We start from the raw sequence: 17810 nt of genomic DNA, 5'->3' as shown, positions 1-17810 counted from the left end.
GCTCAAAGCAGCCGCACCTGAGATCACTTCAACTGGCTGTCCTTCGACCCCCGCCGATTGACGCCGCCACGTGCCTTGAACGCACCATCCCGTTCCTGCTGGCAATCAAGGCACAGCTTCACGCCCGGCAAAGCAACGCGGCGTTTCTCAGGGATCGGCTCTTCGCATTCGGCGCAATGGGTCAGGCTTTCACCAACAGGGCGCTTTTGCGCCTGCATCCGCGCCAACTCATCCGAAATCGACGCTTCGATCTGTTCGCTCACTGCGCCGTCGCGCGCCCAGCCTCCTGCCATGGGTCATCTCCTGCTAAACGTAAGCAAAAGGATAGCCGAGCCTGCGCGCAAAGGGCAAGTTACAGCGAAACTGCGCCCTCGAACACGCGGTCAATCACCTCTTGCGTCCCCCGAGAGAATTCCAGCGGACAGGGATATTCTGCCCCTTCCCTGACCGAGCGGCAAAAGGCCTCGACCTGAAGCTTGTAATGGTCTGCGCCGGGGAACCGGGTGACCAGCACCTCAAGCCCCGGACGATGCAACTCGACCCGGGCTTCACCAAACACTCGCGCATTAAACGGTGTTGTCAGGCGGATCAGGCCATTGTCCCCGTGAAACACCATTTCCTGATGGGGATGCATCCGAATGGACACGTAGCTTGAGTAGGTAAAACCGGGGAACTGCGCGCGAATTTCTGTGAAGATGTCGATATCATCCTGCCAACGGATGGCTGACTGTATCGCCACCGGTTCCTGCCCCGTTGCAAACCGGGCTCCGCCAATTACGTAAACACCGATGTCTCGCAATCCGCCGCCGCCCGTTTCAGCGCGGTTTCGAATATTCTGGGTATCTGCCCGATTGTCGAAACTGAACGCTCCGGTTACGTGCACCAGATTGCCGATTGCACCATCCGCAATCAGTTTACGTGCCAGTTGCCACTGGGGGTGATGCACGATCATATACGCCTCGGCGGCAAGCAAGCCGCTTTCGTCGCGCTTTTGGATCAATGCGTCAAACTCGTCCACCTTCATTGTCATCGGCTTTTCGCACAGCACATGCTTGCCGGCATCCAGCGCTTTCAGGCTCCATTCCACATGAAGATGGTTGGGCAGTGGTATGTAGACCGCATCAATACCAGGGTCCGCCAACAGCGCATCATAGCTTTTGAACACGTTCAGATCGGGACAGAAAGACGAAAACGGTTCAGCCTTTGCCGCGTCTGACGTCGCCAGTGCAGCCAGTCGCGCCCCGTTGGCGGCATGTATCGCCGGTGCCATGTATTCACGCGCGAATTTCGCGGCACCTAACACGCCAAACTGAACCGGTTTTTGCATAACGCTCTCCATAGATGTTCGAACCCCAAAGGGTTCGTGCCCCTCCGAGGTCCGCAGGATCGACCTGTTACACCGTCATCGAAATGAAACGCGTCATTGCAGTACCATAGCTTTGGCCCTGCGGCCATTCTTTTGGCTTCACAGTCTGGATAGCGGTCATACGCGTTCAGCAGGAAATGATCTGTCAGGACGCGCCGGGCATGTGCGCGAAGAGGCGGTTTCTTCGCACAAGTGTAAAAACCAGCCCGCAGCTATTGCAGGCTGGTATTGTGGTCAGCTGACACCCAGCATCCCTTTTTCACGTGCCAGATCCCGCATTTTCTTTTGCAGCTTCTCGAACGCGCGAACTTCGATCTGACGGATCCGCTCGCGGCTGACATTGTATTGGGCGCTGAGGTCCTCCAGCGTAACCGGTTGATCCAGCAACCGGCGCTGGGTCAGGATGTCCTTTTCACGGTCGTTCAACACGTCCAGCGCCGCAGCAAGCAACTCGCGACGCGCTTCCAGTTCATCGCGCGCCTCATAATCTCCGGCCTGGTCGGCGTCTTCATCCTCAAGCCAGTCCTGCCATTGCATCGTGCCTTCGCCTTCGGACCCGACCGTGGCGTTCAGAGAAGCGTCCCCGCCGGACATACGGCGGTTCATGCTGATGACTTCCTCTTCGGTCACGCCAAGATCATTGGCAATTTGCGCGACGTTTTCGGGGCGCAAGTCGCCCTCTTCCAGTGCGCCGATGCGCGCCTTGGCTTTGCGCAGGTTGAAGAACAGCTTTTTCTGCGCCGAGGTTGTGCCCAGTTTCACCAGCGACCATGACCGCAGAATATATTCCTGAATCGAGGCGCGAATCCACCACATGGCATAGGTGGCCAGACGGAAACCCTTTTCAGGGTCAAAACGTTTGACCGCCTGCATCAGGCCCACATTGGCTTCGGAAATCACTTCGGCTTGCGGCAGACCGTAGCCGCGATATCCCATGGCAATCTTGGCCGCCAGCCGCAGGTGCGATGTCACCATCTTATGCGCGGCTTCTGTGTCCTGCTCTTCAACCCAGCGCTTGGCCAGCATGTATTCTTCTTCCGGCTCAAGCAGGGGAAACTTGCGAATCTCCTGCATATAGCGGTTCAGGCCGCCCTCGGGCGTCGGCGCGGGGAGATTTGCGTAATTTGCCATTATGATGTCCCTCCGACAAATGTTTAAGTCTTTAACATGGGATATGGGTAAAGAACCCATCCTGTTCAAGAGGTGCTGCTAACAGTCTGAAATTAATCTTTCATGAAGGAAAGATAAGAAACTCTTACTCACAGGACTTTGCTTATTATGTCAGCGGTGCGCGAAGCGCGGCAATCAGGTTCTCCATGTCTTGCGGCAGTTCGGCTTCAAACCGCAGGTTTTCGCCCGTCACCGGGTGCTCGAACCCCAACACGGCAGCGTGAAGCGCCTGCCGGGGAAAGCCGGACACGCATTCGGCGGCGGCAGGCGCAAACGCCTTGGTCGCCAGTTTCCGCTTTCCACCATAGACCGGATCCCCGACAAGCCCATGCCCGGCATGGGCCATATGAACGCGGATCTGGTGCGTTCGCCCGGTCTCGAGCCAGCATTCGATCAAAGCTAGGCCAGCAGGCGTGCCAAATGTTTCAACAACCCGCGCGCGTGTCACCGCGTGGCGCCCGCCATGAAACAACACCGCCTGCCTTTGACGGTCGGTCTTGTGCCGCGCAAGCTGGGTGGTCACACGCATGATGTTTCCCAGTTCAAAGCTGACACCTTTGACGCCGCGCAAACGGGGATCACTTGCATCCGGAACCCCGTAACACACAGCGCGGTAATAGCGTTCGACACTATGTGCTGCGAATTGCTCGGCCAGCCCGTGATGTGCGGCGTCTGATTTGGCGACCACCAGAAGACCGCTGGTTTCCTTATCGATCCGGTGAACGATACCTGGGCGTTTCACCCCCCCAACACCTGACAAAGCGTCACCGCAATGGTGTAACAAGGCGTTGACCAGCGTACCCCCGGGCGAGCCCGGCGCGGGATGCACCACCATGCCTGCTGGCTTGTTGACGACGATCACGTCTGCGTCTTCGAAAACAACCTCAAGCGGGATGTCTTCAGCACCGATATGGCTGTCTTCCGCTTCGGCTACAGTTATGGCGACCTGAGCCCCTTCGGACACCTTGGCCTTTGGGTCCTGCGTCCGGGTTCCGTCAATCCAAACCGCGCCGTCCTCGATCAGGCGCGCCAACCGCGTGCGCGACAGGTTTTCACCGTCTGGCACATCGCGGGAAAGCGCCTTATCAAGGCGAAGCGGCGGATCAGCCGCGATCTGAAACTCAATCTGGCGGGTGCCCATGACTGTCCCTTCCGAACCCCAAGAACCGCAGGAAACCCCGCAGCTGCGATTGCTGCGGCGGATGGTCATGCTGCTGACCGCGGTGATGATTGGCGGGGTTCTAGTGACATTCGCCCTGATTGTCATCCGCCTATCGGACCGCACACCCGCCTTGCCAGATCAAATCAACCTGCCCGACGGTGCCCGGGCACAGGCCCTGACCATCGGGTCCAACTGGTATGCGGTCGTGACCGACGACAACCGCGTCCTGATCTTTGACAAGACAACAGGAAAGCTGCGTCAGGAAATCGCCGTCGAGTAACCTGATCAGTTCGGGAACAGACGGGTGCCGACCCAGGCCTCACCCAACTGCACATCCAGTTCAGGCGTACGCATCTTGCGTTTTCCGCCAAACGGGCAGAGCGTAATTTCGCCAAGATATATCTTGTCGCCAATTACATAAAGGTCCACCCGCGCAAACTCGACACGTTGCCCAACCGCTTCGGCTATTGCGACCATATCGTCAAAGACCTCTGGCTTGGGCTCGGTGTCATCGCTTGTCTGGAAGTACAGCTCTTTCGGGATAAAGTTGAAATCCCGGTCGTGGATCATCTGCACATGCCCCCGAGAGCGGTCCCGGTCGACCTGAACAATCTGGACCTTTCCGGCGACAACCCAGAATTTCCAGTCGATGATGTCCTGACCTTCAACCGCCAAATCTTCCTCGAGGAAATAGCGCGTGTCGATCGTGGAATACCACCATTCTGCCGTCCAAAACCCGTGGGGAATGGATCCATTGCTCCAGTTGGCAAGCTTTTCCTGGGCCAGGTTTCGGTCTTCTGCATTCATTGGCCAGGTGATCCTGTGGTTTTGCCCCTGCCCGTTATTGCATTTGAGCCAATAGCTGCCGGGCTCGAGATCAAGGTCTTCCGGCAACTCAGGCGACGATGAAACCCAATAGCGCTTCACCGGTGTAACAAGGTTCCTGGCTGGTTCTGGGATGTAATTCTGCGCTGTGAAACTGTCTGCCATCGACACTTCAGGCATCTCGCCAAACATCTTCATGACCAGGAGTTTTTCTGTAAACGTCTTCGGCGCCGTCAAGTCTGGCAAACAGCGGTGCGTTTCAGAAAACCCAAAGATTGATAGCATCAGCGCATTCAGACGCGCCGGGTTGTTGGCAAAGTGATCCCACCCTCGCAGAAAGCCGTCGCGCGACTGATCCTGCACTCCGTAAAGACCACGATCTTGAATTCTGTCCAACTCGAGTTGCGCGAATTTGAGGTACTCTTCCCGCCCGGATAACAACGCAATGGACATTAATCCGCCAGACGCTGCACTGATCTCTTCTTTCGTCGTCGGTAATTCAGGAAGCGCATCTGGGAAACTAACAGGTTTCGGCGCCCTTCTGCCGCCGCGTGGCAGTGGTGCGTCGGTGGGTCGGATCCCCAAGCTGCGCAGCCTGCGGTCCAGGAATGAATAACGTTTTACACCTTTTGCAATCCACCAACGCATCCGCCGCCCCCATAGATGGACGGCCAGCGTTTCATCCTTGAGGTACTTATCGCGAAATTCCCGTGCATGAATGTCGTTTGCCTGACCCGTTTGCCGAAACGGCAAAGGGTAAAAGACCGGAGGTGGGCTGGCATGCTCTATCTCGCCATGATGCTGTAAAAACCATGTCATGACCTCGGGTCCATAAACACTGTGCGCCTGATCCGAGGCATGAGGCAACTCACCAGCCTTTTTCAGGCTTTCCAGCTTTTCGCGTTCCTCACCTTCTACCCACGGACGGATCGGGAATGGATCAAGGCTGTATTCCGTATATGCTTTCAAAGCAGGGCTATCGGATGGCAACCGCATGATCGCGTTGCAGATTGTGCTGCGATTGAAAAAACCAAACACGTGATCCGCTTTCGGGATAGGCTTCAAAGCAACGACATCCGTGTCGCACCAGAGGAAATCGGTTTTTTGCATCAGTTGCAGCCTGAAAATGTCAGACTGCGGGACCGGTGTTTTGAACTGGTTGTTCATGATGAACTGCTGCGGTTCGTGAATCTCGTTCGCCGAAACCAGTTCGATACCTTCGGGTACGTTTTCGACCTCGCCATAGTGGAACAGCACGACCCTGTGTCCGTTCGCAACAAAGGACAAAAGGCACATCTGTTCCAGAAAACTGAGAGGACCTTCCAACCAGAGCATTCCGATTGTAGGAAGAGTGCTTTCCGCAGCCATATGCTGTTTCTCCGAAGGCAAGTCTTTCAGGACTCGGGCAGATTTTCGTTAGAGGACGGTTGAGTGTCCGCCGAAAGGCGCGCGTGCAATCCGCGGTCTTTTGCAACAAATTCAACAGCCGGCTTATTAAGAAGCGTCTGGTAAAGCGCATTGTACTCTGGCTGTTTGAGAAGGTCTTCGATCAACGCCTTGTGCCACAGGAATGCTTTTCGGTGCAGCCGTGCAAGCCGTCCGTCGGACTGAAACTCTGCTATCAGCGCGTCAACTTCGTCCTTGTACCTGAGGATCGTCTCATCCTTCGCGCCACCCCGGTTCCAGCGGTCCCAGTATTCCGTTCCCAGCGTCTGGGAAGAGTGGTTGGCCCGCCCTCGGCTGCGCTTGACCAGATAGGCCTGCGTCGACCGAACCGCGTAGTGGTTGATCTGGGCAATCTCAAATCCAAAAGGCGGTGCAACATGGTTCCCAAAGGGCGCGGGTTCTTTTGCGTGCCCGCCGGAAACCGACCGGAACACACCCGCCTGAAATTCTGACCTGGGATGCGGGTTATGCAAACCATAGCGGAGATAAATGTCATCCTGCCGGAACAGAGATTTGACAAACCGGCGCCCCGCCCCGCCCTGCTCATAATCCAACTCACCATCGAAAAACCGATGCGACACAGGCGCGTCGCGCAACACATGGCGACCGCTGTTCGAGAATATCTTCCAGGGAATCGAAATGACGTCCACGCCGGGTGTCGCCTCGATCAGGTCGTCCACCTTGTGGTTTCCGACGTGAATATTCAGAAACTCGTCTGCATCGCAGACATAGACCCATTTGGCCTCTTTCACGACGGGTAGACGGCGGGCCTGTCGCAGCGCAGATCTGTGAATACCGCCCGTGCCCACGCGGTTCCTGTGAAATTCAACATGCCCCAGGGCCTCAAGGCGGCGTAAAATTCCGTTCGTACCGTCCGTGCAATCGTTAGTGTAAACAATGATCCTGTCGAAGCCCAGCACCTTATGATGAGCCACCCATTCCAGAATATACGGGCCCTCATTTTTCATCGCAGAGATGAGGATTTTTTCAGGCTTGTTCGTCACTGCCATTCACCCCAGACGCTTAGTCGTCCTGTTTCTTGCTGTCATCTTGTGGAGTGATTTTTTCTATGGCGATCTGCGCACCGGCAATTGCCCGGATACGCAATTCACGAGGGTGTTTGCCCAGAAACTCGTTGACAGCCCGGATCACTCCGTCGCCCCACCACCCCCGGCGGTGGTAATCATCAAACGCCATGATCCCACCCGATTTGATCTTGGGAAACAACGCCTCCAGGTCAGCAGTAACACCTTCGTAAGAATGATCCCCATCGACATAGGCAAATGAAATGCTCTCATCGTCAAAAAGCTTTAATGCTGGCACCGAGAAATCGCGAATAATGCCAACCTTGCCCTCCTCGATCTCTTTTTCGAAGGACGTGACGACCTTCTGGAAGATGGCTTCCATCTTTTCGTCTTCGGTCCTGCCGACAAACGCCGTTGTATGCGATTCCTCGCCAATATGTTTCCAAGGGTCGATCAGAAACAACTGACTGGGTTCAAGCAATTTCAGGATTGTCGGAGAAAACTCGCCCTGCCAGACACCGATCTCAACAGCCACCCCACCCTTGGGAAGGCGCGTCAGGAACGTACGTCGGATCGCGTCTTTTGTATTCTTGCGTTTGGTTGCCTTGTCTGCGTTCGGTTTATTCTGGCTGCCGGGAACAGCACCGATCACTCTGGGTTCGTTTGACATCTCGACCTCACTTGCAGACGGGTATTGATTTCTCGCGAAACCCGTTTTGTTTATTGGGCAATGGCTAACATGTCGTTGCTTCAAGAACCAGAAGCTATGTGTCGTTTTTGGAAAGTGGTGGCAACTTGTCGATACCAAGCCACGGAGGCTCGAGGCTTGTAATCCGATAGTCACTCGCTTTGCTCGCGAGAAAACGGTTAATCGCCGAAGACATGCCGGAATAAGACCCTTTGCCCCGCCTGTAGGATGTAAAGGCGATACTTCCGCCCGGAGCCAGAACCCTGTCGATCCGGTTCAACAGCTGCAACATGACACGCTCGGCCCGAACCCCGCGTATGATCACAACGCCAACGCTTTGATCTTCAAACAGCTTCAGCATCAAAGGCGGCAGCGCCCGGTAGACCCTCAGACGCCCCGCGATGATCGGTTCTCGGAAGTACTCCAGCAATGCATAGAACGTGCGATCCAGGGCCTGAAGTTTAGGATCTTGCGTCGCATCCTCACAGGTAAAGCTGTCCCAGGACAGCCCCCACGGCCCTATGATCGTCAATTGCGCGACTGCATCCAATGCGAGTATTTCTTCAACGATTTCGGTTTCAACATGCCCGATCAAAACCCAGTTCTTCTTGCCACTGATCGAGCTCAGAAAACTTTGGCGCTGGACTTTTGTTCTTTCAATTTCCGGAGACACCGCGGGCAGGAAAGCAGGATCTTTGGGGTCAAACGGCAATTCAACCTGCTTTGCATCGGTGATACTCGCGTGCTGCGCTGCTGCTGTCTCGTGATCCATGGATGTTCCCAAAGAATCGAGCCGCACGAACCAAGGAAAGCTATTAGGTTTTGAGTTTGTCGCCTTGGACATTTTACCAAGGCGCGTCCATTTCGCGACCTGCGCGAACGTAACTTCGGGGTCTTCGTATGTAGATGCATCAAAAGACAGATCGGCCTCTTCCATCACGCCTAGATCCAGCGCCTTTACATACCGCCCCCCACCAAAGTTCCTATAGCGTTTTATGAACTTCTGAGCAGCCTCAGTTTCTCGGATATCCGCAATGCGTGTTTTATGATAAGTTACTGCTTTTTCGTGCAAATCTAGCAAAACAGGATCTGCACACAATCCTACATACGTCTGGGAAAGGCGTTCAATCTTGGACAGAATCGAGGTTTCCTCAACCACGTTGAAGCAGTGCATGTGCCAATACGCCTGCCCCGTCCCTTCCATTTTCGGGTGAAACTTTGTCGTCCTCACATCTCCACGCAAACGCTTCATCAGATAGCTCTCGATAGACCTGACCGCGTAGTGGTTCATCCTGAAAAACTGTCGCCCAAAAGCGGCGCCGGTTGTCCAATGCGCCCATCCATGCCGTCGCACGGCTGGAGGCAAGGGATCACCATCCCCATCCAGCCAGACAAAACGATCGGCTTTCCCCTTTACAGGCCAGCGCGGTCGGTGCGTGTCGATCATTCGATAGGAACCGTTGTTATTGTAAAGTGATTTAAACGCTCGCAAGTTATGCGGGGTTACGACGCCAAGCTCGGCAGCTCGCGTGAATTGTTCGGTCACAAAGCGATCTTCGAAATCAACGATACCATTATGTCCGAACAACTGCCAAAGGGCGACAAACCCATGGGCATAAGGAAAAGCACGAAACAGATCGTCCAACGTGCCGTCCCCAACACGGATGTCTAAGAACTCATCCACATCACAAACCAGAATCCACTCGGCTTCAGCGTACCAGGGATGTTCCATAGCGTTCGCATAGGCCGACGCCTGCGGCCCATGCTTCCAGGGACCGGGGTTATCGATATGCGCCAGAAAACCCAGCTCCTCGCATCTTTTCAGGATCGCGTCGGTGCCGTCAGAACAGTCATTCGAGTTAACGATGAAATGTGTGAACCCGATCGAAAGGTAATAGGCGATCCATTCAAGGATGAACGGCCCCTCGTCTTTCATCGTTGATATGACAAGTCTCATCGCACCTACCCGCAATTACGGCCCGCAAATTCAGGACGAAGGGAAAAATCGCATCATTGCAGAGGTATGGCGCGCTTCCCGACACCTGGCTTAGTTACGGGCCACGGATTTGCAATGCAAGAGAACAGACTAGAACGGCAAAGTCAGCTTCGCGAAAGCTGATCGCGCTTCACAGGATGCGAAAAGATTTGGTGCGCTCGGGAAGACTCGATTGTCGGTTTATTCCACCGCACAAAAATATTTACATTATTTTACAATGATTTACATGTATTTCCGGAACGCAGATTTTTAGAATTGTGCAAAGTCAGACCTAGTTTTGTGCAAAGTGGCACGTCGAATCGTTGCCCGCGTTAGCGGGCATCGGAGTCGTCGTTTTCTTCGTCTGCATCTTGATCATCACGCGGGATCGGGAAACCTTTTTCATCCAACCCGAGTTCCTGACGCCGCTTGAGAACCTTTGGGTAATGCATGCCGGTCGGATGCCCCGGACTCTTCATTTCGTATGCCATTCATTGCCTCCATTTAGCTATTTGACGCTGCAGCTCGCTGCCCTGCGCGGAATGCGTCGTTCTGAATCTGTTTCTGTGATTTGCGGAAGCTGTCAGCATCAGGCGTTGTGATGTTGAATGTCTGCGGCTGGTTGATGACTGTACCGCCTGCCGCACCGTTCGTGCCGCCCAGATCAACTGGAATCTTTCGCCCTTTGCTGAGCGGAATCACCGCCTCGTTCGGGTGCAGAGCTGCCGGAATCCCGCTGGTCAATCCGCCTTCGGCAAAATGAGGCGCGTGCCGAAATGCTGAGATGGGTGCGACCGTCTGCGCAGGCGCGTCGGTGCTGTAGCCGCCTTCGGCCAACGATCCGACTGCGGCTCCGAGGAGGCTACCTAGAATTCCTCCTCCGCCGCCTTCACCGCCCCCGAGAAGCCCGCCAAACAACTCTTTCACGGCTAGCTTGGCAGCAAGCTGAATCATCGTGGACAGTATCGAGTCAGCAAGGCGCTCAAAATTGAATTCGCCTGTCTTTGCGAAACTCGCGATTTCACTGCTGAGGCTGTCCAATACATCGGTTTGAATCTTGTCCGCAGCTTCCTTGTAGCTAGGTACTGCGTTCATCCAGCCAGCAGCGCCGCTGTTGGCGGCGTTCCGCATTTCGTTTGCTGACTTTTGCGCTGCGTCAATCTGGCGAATGAGCGCCTCAGTGGTCTTGTCCACCGAAGAGCCCATGGAGGCCTGAGCCTCAGCCATCAGTCGAGCGGCTTCGACGGTCTGAAACTGCCCGGATGCCACGAGTTCGAGTTCCAGCTTTTCGGCCTGCAAGCTGGTCAGACGATCTTTGAGACTCTTGTTCAGGTTTTCAACGGCCTTCTGCTCTTCGGACAGTGCTGCGCTTCTTCCGCCACCACTGCTGGACTTGGTCAACTGCTTAATCTGGTCGTTCACTGACTCGTAGTTGAGATCAGCCTGATACGAAGAGCTAGACAGCCGCCCGCCGTCTCCAAACAAGCGCGGGTCCTGACCTCTGCCGCCGTATTCCTTGGAGGCCCGAGCGTTATTCAGTGAGGCGGCTGCCTCGACAGCAATTCCCAGATTTCGCGCAAGGGTAGCAGCGGCCTGCGACGCGCTTGAAATCGTCCCGGTCATGTTGGACGATGCCACTCCATTGGCGGCTTCCCACGCTTTCATAAGCTCGGACTTCATCGACTCCGATACATCAAGGGCACGGGTCGTTTCTTCAAACGCGGCGCGTTCAGCCCGGATACGGGCTTCAGCCACCTCAACAGAGTCGCGTCCGTGGGTGGCAATGAGCTTATTCAATTCCGCCTGCTGACGCAGGCCAGTCAGCAATTCCTGCGCGGACGCAATAGCCTTCTCGGATTCGATCCGGGACCGCGCATAGCCCTCGTGCATACGGGAAATTTTCTCAGCAGCCTTGTCGGTCTGGGTGCCGATTTCTGCCACTTGAAGAGCGACTAGAAGCGCCTCTCTCTGGACGTTCAGAAGTTCATCAAGAATCTTTTCCACTGATCCAAACACACTAACGAACGCTTCGTTCAGCGAATTCGCCGCTGCGACCTTCTCCTGCATGGTGTCAGCAGTCGCCAAGCCTTCGAGAGACTTGACCACGGTAGCGGCCTGCACGTCGGTCAGCGCCAACGAGTCCTTGAGGTTCAGGAACGTAGCTTCGATCTGAGGTACCACGGCGTCGGCATAGGTCAGGGTTGTGCGGGACAGCCCGCCGAAACGCTTAGTCAGATCGTCAACAGCCGAGTCCGCCGCCCTGATCGCGTCGAGTCGACCGATAGTAGCCAAGGCGGCGCTGGCTGTACCCGCCTGAGAACCGAATACCCCGAACTTAGCGCTTAGCTCACTGGTAGTTTGCGATGCAGCGTCGGCGTATCCACGATAGGTGGAAACAGCCGTTGAAAGATCGGTTAGCCGGTCTTCAAACGATTTGGTTTCTTCCCCGGCGTCCAATGCGCTCATTGCCCACTGCGTCAGCGCGGCACCGCCCGCAATGATGCCAATCGTCGCCAAGGAAACCGGGTTAATCATGCTCATGAAGCCAGAACGCAGGGTCGCAAGGATAGACGCTCTGTCGCCCAACTGATTGAGCATTTGCGATATCTGAGTACCTTGTTGGAGGGCCAGCACGAGTGGTGATTGATGCGCCAACATGACGCCGATATCGTTGAACTGCGCCGCCATATAAGCCGTTTCATGCCCGCTGACGCGGGCCTTTCCGGAATACACGTCTGCCGCGTTGCTTGCCGCCATGAGGCTTGCGGCGGCTTGTTCACGCGCCTGAGCCGCCCGTTGCGCACTCAGCACACCGGCGTCTTCTAGTTGCTGTACTTCGGCTAGTGAATGCTCGTATGCGCGAGAAGTGGCGAACAGGCTGTCGTGCTTAGCCCGGAGAGATTCAAGGCTGGCAGCACGGCGTGCAGCCGCGTTAGCGGCTGTCTCTTGAGCGTTCGCTGACGCGATGGTTTCGGCGCGCAGACGTTCCGCTTCCCGTGCTGTTCGGTTCAACTCGCTGGCAAGCGACGCGTATCCGGCGCGTGCTTCCCTGACGTCGAGTCCGGTCGTGGCATTGGTCAAGGACGCTTTGAGTGAAACGAGGCCCCGCTCAAGCTGGGCAAGGCCAGCGGTATCGCCGACGCTCAACAAGCGGTCTCGGAGTCGGGATGCCTGATCGGTCGAAACCCGCAAGGCATTGCTGGACTGGATAGCTAGGGTGCGAATACGTTCGGTTGCGCGGTCTGTCGCGTTGCCTAGCTTTTCGGTTTCGGCACGTGCCCGCGTTAGCGGTTTCACGTCAACCTGAGGATTGACTTTGCTCAATTTGGCAAATGCGCCTGCGCTGTCCCGCTCAAGATCGCGAACAGCCTGCTTTACCGCATTGACAGCAGCGGTGAATTCGCGACCGCCGCGTTTTGCGGAAGAGGCGTCTATGTCGAGACGTAGGGTATGGTTCTCAGCCATTCTGGTTCTTTCTTGTCTGCTCGGAAAGGAGGTGGCGAGGGTCAGGGGACAGGGGCAGACATGACGCCCTGACCCTCGCCTAAGTTGCGCGCGGCCAAAGGAAGAAAAACCGCGCGCTCTGACTTTGGATAACCCGATTTTACCACAGACGGCGGGTTATCCGAAGCGATCTGGCGGAACGGTTCTCAACTGAAAAGTTGCTGTCGAATGCAACCTTTTTGGTCAAATTTTGGAATCTAACTGAAGCCCGAATTGAATCGAAACAGGGGGTAGCCTCTTTCGGCTGGGTCCCTCCGTCGAGTTGTACAAAAGACAGGGAAAGTTGCGCTATTTCGTCGAAAGTTGCAGGTGGTTGTATTAAGGTTGTACAACCAGCCGCAGACAGTACCTGCGCGCCCACTTGGGGTACCCAGATACCCCCTACTGGGTCCCCTTAATGCTTTGTTTTTAAACACTTTTCTGCAAACTCGCCACTAACGCGGCGACGATGGACAACGACAAAATGGCTTCAATGTCGTGTTTTGCCCCTGCACATGCTACGCTGATCCGCCGGATGCGCGGCACAAACGCTTCATAATGACCATTATGTTAAATTCGATTTTTGGCAAATTGCTCTCGGAATTACTTTTAATCGTTTATTTTCAATACCTTATCTTCACTCCAATAAGGGATGTGATTCTTTCCAGACTTTTGAGAATTCCGCGTAATTTTATTACCCAACGGTCTACTGCATAACTCGTTGATATTGGACAATTATCCTTATTTTCTAGATATCCCCGTCCCCGCGTTAGCGGGGAGGTTGTTAGTCATGCTGATTTCACATATGTATATACATTGCATATACTAAACGAGGAAGTTGGTGTGCGCCGCGTCAGCGGCGGCTGTTGGGAGTAGTTGCAGTTAAGATGTATATTTGAAAGAAAAATTTGATCATGGACCTAAAACCTACTGGCACTGGGCATGACTTGTTGTGTAAGTGAGTCACTGGACCATTTTGGCTCCATTTAGACCAATGCAAAAGAGGCAAACTGTGCAGCTATTCCCGAAAACAGAAGTTAAGAATTTTTCCGATTGCGTACATGGTGAAATCTTTCAATACGTCTTGAAAAAGCAAACCCATGTTGGAATTTGCATTCTCGAAGAAGATGATCGCAGAAGCGTACTGAACGTGGACAGTGATGACGAGGAAAGTAAGTACCTTCTGAATGATCTTCAGCACGGAATGGACGTCCTTAGCTATGGAACTGATTGGACACTTTCAACGAGTGGTCGTTTGTCAAATGGCGAAGACACCGCCAATGATCTAGGTTCAATATTCCACACTGCAAACGGTACCTTTATGATAGCTCGGGACAGCGGACCAGTCGGTCAACTAGTTCTTTGCAGATTAGACTATATCGGGGTTGCCAACTGGGAAGTGCTTCGCCATCGCGGAATGGCGCACAAATCATGGCGCATAGTCAGCTACGACGTTCACCAAAACCGGGAAAAGAACCTTGCCAGTAAGGAGAACACCGAGGCGACATAGGCCACGTATGCCGTTTCTGAGTTCGGGAGCTAATGCCCCCGAACTTGTCTCAAGTTGTAATCCGATCCGGGCTAGAACAGCACACAGTTGCTGCCAAAGGTTGTCGCCAACCAAATACCGCAGGCAGCGCCTGCAATAGCAGTAACGGGACTCCAGAGATTAACAGCATTACTGATTTTGCTGCGAGAAAATGCTTGAACGGCGACGACCTGCTCGTCAGTAAGCCCTTGAGACTTTAGAAAATCTCTCATCTCGCGCTCGCCGGACTCTGTATAAATTAGTCCACCGGATAGTTTCATTGATTTGCCTTCCTTGAATTTTTTGTTCTCGTTAGTCAGTGCCGCTCGGGGGTAAACCGCCCCCCTAGCGGGCACAACATACGGTTCACCAATGGGGCGAACTTTTAATCAAAATGTTGCCTCATTGGTTGCGCATTAGCGCCATACATGCCTTGCACTTCCTTATTTGTAGAAGGGGAAAATTTATGAAAAAACTATTTTCGATCTTAGTGTTAGCCGCATTTATCGCTGCACCCGCAAACGCATTCATAAACCCACGGGCCTTTGCATACGTTCTACCAGACAAACAGAATCCGGGATATGGAATCATCCGCATCACCGTGCAGGGAAATGCGTGGACCTGCGCCGGTCGCGTCAAGTTTCCGGAGGGTAAACTGGTCGCCCAGAACTTCAATATGGACTGCCGGGGCTGGGTAAAATCCGCCGTAGGAACCGTCGTGCCGCAGGGCGAGTTCTTTTCTCGGGTGAATTACAAGCTCAGCAACGGAATAAAGGGGCACGTCGAGCTGTCCTAGGTATCGGCACGCTAACGCGGGTTATCGTCCACCTTCCATCTCTGAACGAGTATACCATGGCAAATACCAACTATGACGAAGTGCTGTGCGAGCTTCTACAAGAGGCGATTGACGGCAACCTTTTGGACGAAGAAGAAGACCGTGCCGCTATCGGTGTAGCGCGCCGGGTCATTGATCTAGGCGATGACAGCCTGTCGCCGAAACAACGTGTTCTGTACGACCGTGTCATAGCCCCTGTTATCAAAGCTTGTGCTGATGAGCGTGAAAGGAACGAACTTGCCAACAGGCACGGCGGGGACTGACTGCCGCGCCGGGAGTTCCGGGAGTTGCCGGGAGTTGAAAACAAACTCCCGGCCATATTTTCTCATTATATTACTGATACTTACCTGATATTTCCGGGAGTCCGGGAGTTTTTTCCAATCTTTAAAGGGGGAAAACTAATTAATTATTTGAGGCCCATCTGCGCCCTCATTCGCAGAAATAATAAAATATATAGAAAAGAGCGAAAACAACTCCCGGACTCCCGGACTCCCGGCGAACTTATTTAAGTGATTGTTTTTACTTACACATTAATGCGGGCACACTTCCGGGAGTTTGCCGGGAGTTTTCGGAACTCCCGGTGAAACCACAGATATGCCGTGCATTTTCGCGCGTATTCGAGTTTTGCAGATATAGCTTACATTTTTGTGCCCGCGTTAGCGGGCATCCAACAACAGGGCATAACAGTTCGAATTGGTTGACGTGTCGGTTTCACATTCAAACCGAGCATCGTAATCCATGTCATTCAGGCGAACGCGGTACGTCCTCTTAGCCGCCGCCTTGAACCTCGCCCCGGCGCTACGGGTGTTGTAATACTGAACGTCCACGTCATCACCGACAAATACATCCCGATAACCCCACTTATCCAGCCGGGGCGTGTCCGGCATGTCGTGCAGGATGTCGAACAATCCGAACCTACCCCGCGCCACTTCCTTGTCAGACTTCGTTCCGACATATAGGCGAGCGCCGTCTACATTGTGCATGACATCCGCAATGGCCTGAATGACAGTCGTCACTTCATCGTCCCGCCCATCGGAAAGCTCCGCCAATTCGGACTGATTGCCCATGAGTCCGCCGATACCGCAGGACTCAAGAATGCCACCCATGACACCCGCCCAGTTTTCGAAACTGGCAAGCGTGTCGTTGCTCTTCTTCATGCCGCCACACACCCACCGCTGTATGATTGTCAGGCAGGCATGGACAAGCTTTGCCCTATTGTCTCGCGTCCACGCCCTCACATCATCGTGCCGCCATCCGTCCTTAGGCGTCCATTTGCCGGGGTCCGTGGTCTTGCGGTCTAGATCAATGAGAATGCAGCGACGCAGAAGTTCGGGACTCATGGTCAATGTGTTTGCCGCAAAAATCCATGAAGACCGAATACGCACCGAAACCGTTTGGCTCCTGCCAAGAACACGTGCCATGTATCCCCTTTCTGGTGGGGCGGTCATCGCTGATGCCAACTCGCCCGAGTCCATCTCGTGATTGATATTGTCAAAAAAGATTGCCGGTTCACCGTCCATCAATACAGCGACGAGCGTCTTCGACAATTCATCTTTGTTCTTGGGCATAGCGAGTGCGGGCGCTGACGCGCCGCTGCGGATCGTCGTGCAGACGTCCACCAGATAGCCTGCCCCTGTGCCCGGTGCTGGTTTGTTGACTATGTGTCCTGGCGTGTTGCCGGAAATCATATTGCGCGCAAAGTGCAACAGGATGAGGGCCAAGGTATTGGCGACGGCTGGGACGCCTGACGGCGTGAAGGCCTGATCCATGATTTCCTGACGTGTCAAACCGCCCAGCGGGAAATCTGCTAGGCATTCTTCCACAATAAAGCGGGCAGCTTCCTGTGCCTCTTCCACGGTCGGTTCACCGCTCACGCGGTCCAGAACCAAATCGCTATCCAGATAGACCTCAGACGCAGCGTGATACCCGTTCTCCGTCACAAGAGTGCCATCTGCCGCAAAGAATGGTGTGTTCACCACACCCTGCAACGGCAACTGAGCCTCCCCAACTGAACTGGTCCACCGCTATGTTTAGGAAACGGAGGACCACGAATGGCAAACAAGCGACCGAAGCCCGAAGAGATTGTCTCGAAGTTACGGCAGGTTGAAGTTCTGATGGGGCAAGGCATGTCCCGTCTTGATGCGATCAGGCAGATCGGCGTTGTTGAACAAACCTATTACCGCTGGCGCAAGAAGTACGGCGGAATGGGCGTAGATCAGTTGAAAGAACTGAAACGGCTTCAGAAAGAGAATGAGCGACTGCGACGTGCGGTATCCGATCTGACGTTGGACAAGCTGATCCTGACGG

The 17810-nt window shown here is 54.4% G+C and carries 17 protein-coding genes; 5 read left to right on the top strand and 12 right to left on the bottom strand.

What is annotated here, in order from left to right:
- Positions 1 to 23: 23 nt before the first annotated feature.
- The 4 genes from ACR0BZ_RS12720 to ACR0BZ_RS12705 form a co-directional block, all read right to left on the bottom strand.
- Positions 24 to 293, bottom strand: a complete 270-nt coding sequence (locus tag ACR0BZ_RS12720) for a DksA/TraR family C4-type zinc finger protein (protein WP_480481378.1) — start codon at positions 291 to 293, stop codon at positions 24 to 26.
- Positions 294 to 352: 59 nt separating this feature from the next.
- The gene (locus ACR0BZ_RS12715; protein ID WP_480920378.1) at positions 353 to 1327 is read right to left on the bottom strand and encodes a Gfo/Idh/MocA family protein; all 975 of its coding nucleotides are present in this window, start codon (positions 1325 to 1327) and stop codon (positions 353 to 355) included.
- A 273-nt stretch (positions 1328 to 1600) separates the two neighbouring features.
- A complete protein-coding gene (rpoH, locus tag ACR0BZ_RS12710; RefSeq protein WP_267366971.1) occupies positions 1601 to 2497 on the bottom strand; it encodes an RNA polymerase sigma factor RpoH in 897 nt (298 codons plus the stop codon).
- Positions 2498 to 2642: 145 nt separating this feature from the next.
- Positions 2643 to 3677, bottom strand: coding sequence for an RluA family pseudouridine synthase (locus ACR0BZ_RS12705; RefSeq protein WP_480920377.1), 1035 nt, complete (start codon positions 3675 to 3677; stop codon positions 2643 to 2645).
- On the opposite strand from ACR0BZ_RS12705, the gene ACR0BZ_RS12700 reads away from it, so the two are divergent.
- Complete coding sequence (locus ACR0BZ_RS12700; RefSeq protein ID WP_480565221.1) at positions 3676 to 3978, top strand: DUF6476 family protein; 303 nt, start codon at positions 3676 to 3678, stop codon at positions 3976 to 3978. The two genes, ACR0BZ_RS12705 and ACR0BZ_RS12700, sit on opposite strands and share 2 nt — an antisense overlap.
- 5 nt (positions 3979 to 3983) lie before the next feature.
- Here the strand turns inward: ACR0BZ_RS12700 and ACR0BZ_RS12695 are convergent, their stop codons facing one another.
- The 6 genes from ACR0BZ_RS12695 to ACR0BZ_RS12670 form a co-directional block, all read right to left on the bottom strand.
- Entirely contained in the window at positions 3984 to 5891 is a 1908-nt protein-coding gene (locus tag ACR0BZ_RS12695) for an ATP-grasp fold amidoligase family protein (RefSeq protein WP_480920376.1), read from the bottom strand.
- A gap of 26 nt (positions 5892 to 5917) precedes the next feature.
- Complete coding sequence (locus tag ACR0BZ_RS12690) at positions 5918 to 6937, bottom strand: glycosyltransferase family 2 protein (protein ID WP_480920375.1); 1020 nt, start codon at positions 6935 to 6937, stop codon at positions 5918 to 5920.
- 55 nt (positions 6938 to 6992) lie between these two features.
- The gene (locus ACR0BZ_RS12685; RefSeq protein ID WP_480920374.1) at positions 6993 to 7664 is read right to left on the bottom strand and encodes a class I SAM-dependent methyltransferase; all 672 of its coding nucleotides are present in this window, start codon (positions 7662 to 7664) and stop codon (positions 6993 to 6995) included.
- A gap of 94 nt (positions 7665 to 7758) precedes the next feature.
- The gene (locus ACR0BZ_RS12680; RefSeq protein ID WP_480920373.1) at positions 7759 to 9618 is read right to left on the bottom strand and encodes a glycosyltransferase family 2 protein; all 1860 of its coding nucleotides are present in this window, start codon (positions 9616 to 9618) and stop codon (positions 7759 to 7761) included.
- Positions 9619 to 9989: 371 nt separating this feature from the next.
- On the bottom strand, positions 9990 to 10148 hold the full coding sequence (locus tag ACR0BZ_RS12675) for a hypothetical protein (RefSeq protein ID WP_480920372.1): 159 nt from the start codon (positions 10146 to 10148) through the stop codon (positions 9990 to 9992).
- Positions 10149 to 10161: 13 nt separating this feature from the next.
- Positions 10162 to 13122: a phage tail tape measure C-terminal domain-containing protein gene (locus ACR0BZ_RS12670; RefSeq protein WP_480920371.1), complete on the bottom strand. Its 2961-nt coding sequence runs from the start codon at positions 13120 to 13122 to the stop codon at positions 10162 to 10164.
- Between the two features lie 1030 nt (positions 13123 to 14152).
- On the opposite strand from ACR0BZ_RS12670, the gene ACR0BZ_RS12665 reads away from it, so the two are divergent.
- Positions 14153 to 14650: a hypothetical protein gene (locus tag ACR0BZ_RS12665; protein WP_480920370.1), complete on the top strand. Its 498-nt coding sequence runs from the start codon at positions 14153 to 14155 to the stop codon at positions 14648 to 14650.
- 71 nt (positions 14651 to 14721) lie between these two features.
- On the opposite strand, the gene ACR0BZ_RS12660 is transcribed toward ACR0BZ_RS12665, so the two are convergent.
- The gene (locus ACR0BZ_RS12660; protein ID WP_480920369.1) at positions 14722 to 14949 is read right to left on the bottom strand and encodes a hypothetical protein; all 228 of its coding nucleotides are present in this window, start codon (positions 14947 to 14949) and stop codon (positions 14722 to 14724) included.
- Positions 14950 to 15134: 185 nt separating this feature from the next.
- Between ACR0BZ_RS12660 and ACR0BZ_RS12655 the strand changes: the two genes are divergently transcribed.
- Together ACR0BZ_RS12655 and ACR0BZ_RS12650 are read left to right on the top strand one after the other, a co-directional pair.
- On the top strand, positions 15135 to 15464 hold the full coding sequence (locus tag ACR0BZ_RS12655; RefSeq protein ID WP_480920368.1) for a hypothetical protein: 330 nt from the start codon (positions 15135 to 15137) through the stop codon (positions 15462 to 15464).
- 56 nt (positions 15465 to 15520) lie between these two features.
- Positions 15521 to 15766, top strand: coding sequence for a hypothetical protein (locus ACR0BZ_RS12650; protein WP_480920367.1), 246 nt, complete (start codon positions 15521 to 15523; stop codon positions 15764 to 15766).
- Positions 15767 to 16159: 393 nt separating this feature from the next.
- On the opposite strand, the gene ACR0BZ_RS12645 is transcribed toward ACR0BZ_RS12650, so the two are convergent.
- The gene (locus ACR0BZ_RS12645) at positions 16160 to 17497 is read right to left on the bottom strand and encodes a hypothetical protein (RefSeq protein WP_480920366.1); all 1338 of its coding nucleotides are present in this window, start codon (positions 17495 to 17497) and stop codon (positions 16160 to 16162) included.
- 57 nt (positions 17498 to 17554) lie between these two features.
- On the opposite strand from ACR0BZ_RS12645, the gene ACR0BZ_RS12640 reads away from it, so the two are divergent.
- The coding region (locus ACR0BZ_RS12640) for a transposase (protein ID WP_159090135.1) at positions 17555 to 17810 on the top strand (256 nt) is incomplete at its 3' end.

It is taken from the genome of Ruegeria sp. P8, from assembly GCF_056534665.1.
The sequence above is the reverse complement of the archived record's forward strand: the minus strand, read 5'-3'. Positions and strand labels throughout refer to the sequence as shown.

Excerpts from the sequence above, each read along its gene's own strand:
- ACR0BZ_RS12720 (WP_480481378.1), bottom strand. The coding sequence starts at position 293 with ATGGCAGGAGGCTGGGCGCGCGACGGCGCAGTGAGCGAACAGATCGAA.
- ACR0BZ_RS12715 (WP_480920378.1), bottom strand. The coding sequence starts at position 1,327 with ATGCAAAAACCGGTTCAGTTTGGCGTGTTAGGTGCCGCGAAATTCGCG.
- rpoH (WP_267366971.1), bottom strand. The coding sequence starts at position 2,497 with ATGGCAAATTACGCAAATCTCCCCGCGCCGACGCCCGAGGGCGGCCTG.
- ACR0BZ_RS12700 (WP_480565221.1), top strand. The coding sequence starts at position 3,676 with ATGACTGTCCCTTCCGAACCCCAAGAACCGCAGGAAACCCCGCAGCTG.
- ACR0BZ_RS12705 (WP_480920377.1), bottom strand. The coding sequence starts at position 3,677 with ATGGGCACCCGCCAGATTGAGTTTCAGATCGCGGCTGATCCGCCGCTT.
- ACR0BZ_RS12695 (WP_480920376.1), bottom strand. The coding sequence starts at position 5,891 with ATGGCTGCGGAAAGCACTCTTCCTACAATCGGAATGCTCTGGTTGGAA.
- ACR0BZ_RS12690 (WP_480920375.1), bottom strand. The coding sequence starts at position 6,937 with ATGAAAAATGAGGGCCCGTATATTCTGGAATGGGTGGCTCATCATAAG.
- ACR0BZ_RS12685 (WP_480920374.1), bottom strand. The coding sequence starts at position 7,664 with ATGTCAAACGAACCCAGAGTGATCGGTGCTGTTCCCGGCAGCCAGAAT.
- ACR0BZ_RS12680 (WP_480920373.1), bottom strand. The coding sequence starts at position 9,618 with ATGAAAGACGAGGGGCCGTTCATCCTTGAATGGATCGCCTATTACCTT.
- ACR0BZ_RS12675 (WP_480920372.1), bottom strand. The coding sequence starts at position 10,148 with ATGGCATACGAAATGAAGAGTCCGGGGCATCCGACCGGCATGCATTAC.
- ACR0BZ_RS12670 (WP_480920371.1), bottom strand. The coding sequence starts at position 13,122 with ATGGCTGAGAACCATACCCTACGTCTCGACATAGACGCCTCTTCCGCA.
- ACR0BZ_RS12660 (WP_480920369.1), bottom strand. The coding sequence starts at position 14,949 with ATGAAACTATCCGGTGGACTAATTTATACAGAGTCCGGCGAGCGCGAG.
- ACR0BZ_RS12655 (WP_480920368.1), top strand. The coding sequence starts at position 15,135 with ATGAAAAAACTATTTTCGATCTTAGTGTTAGCCGCATTTATCGCTGCA.
- ACR0BZ_RS12650 (WP_480920367.1), top strand. The coding sequence starts at position 15,521 with ATGGCAAATACCAACTATGACGAAGTGCTGTGCGAGCTTCTACAAGAG.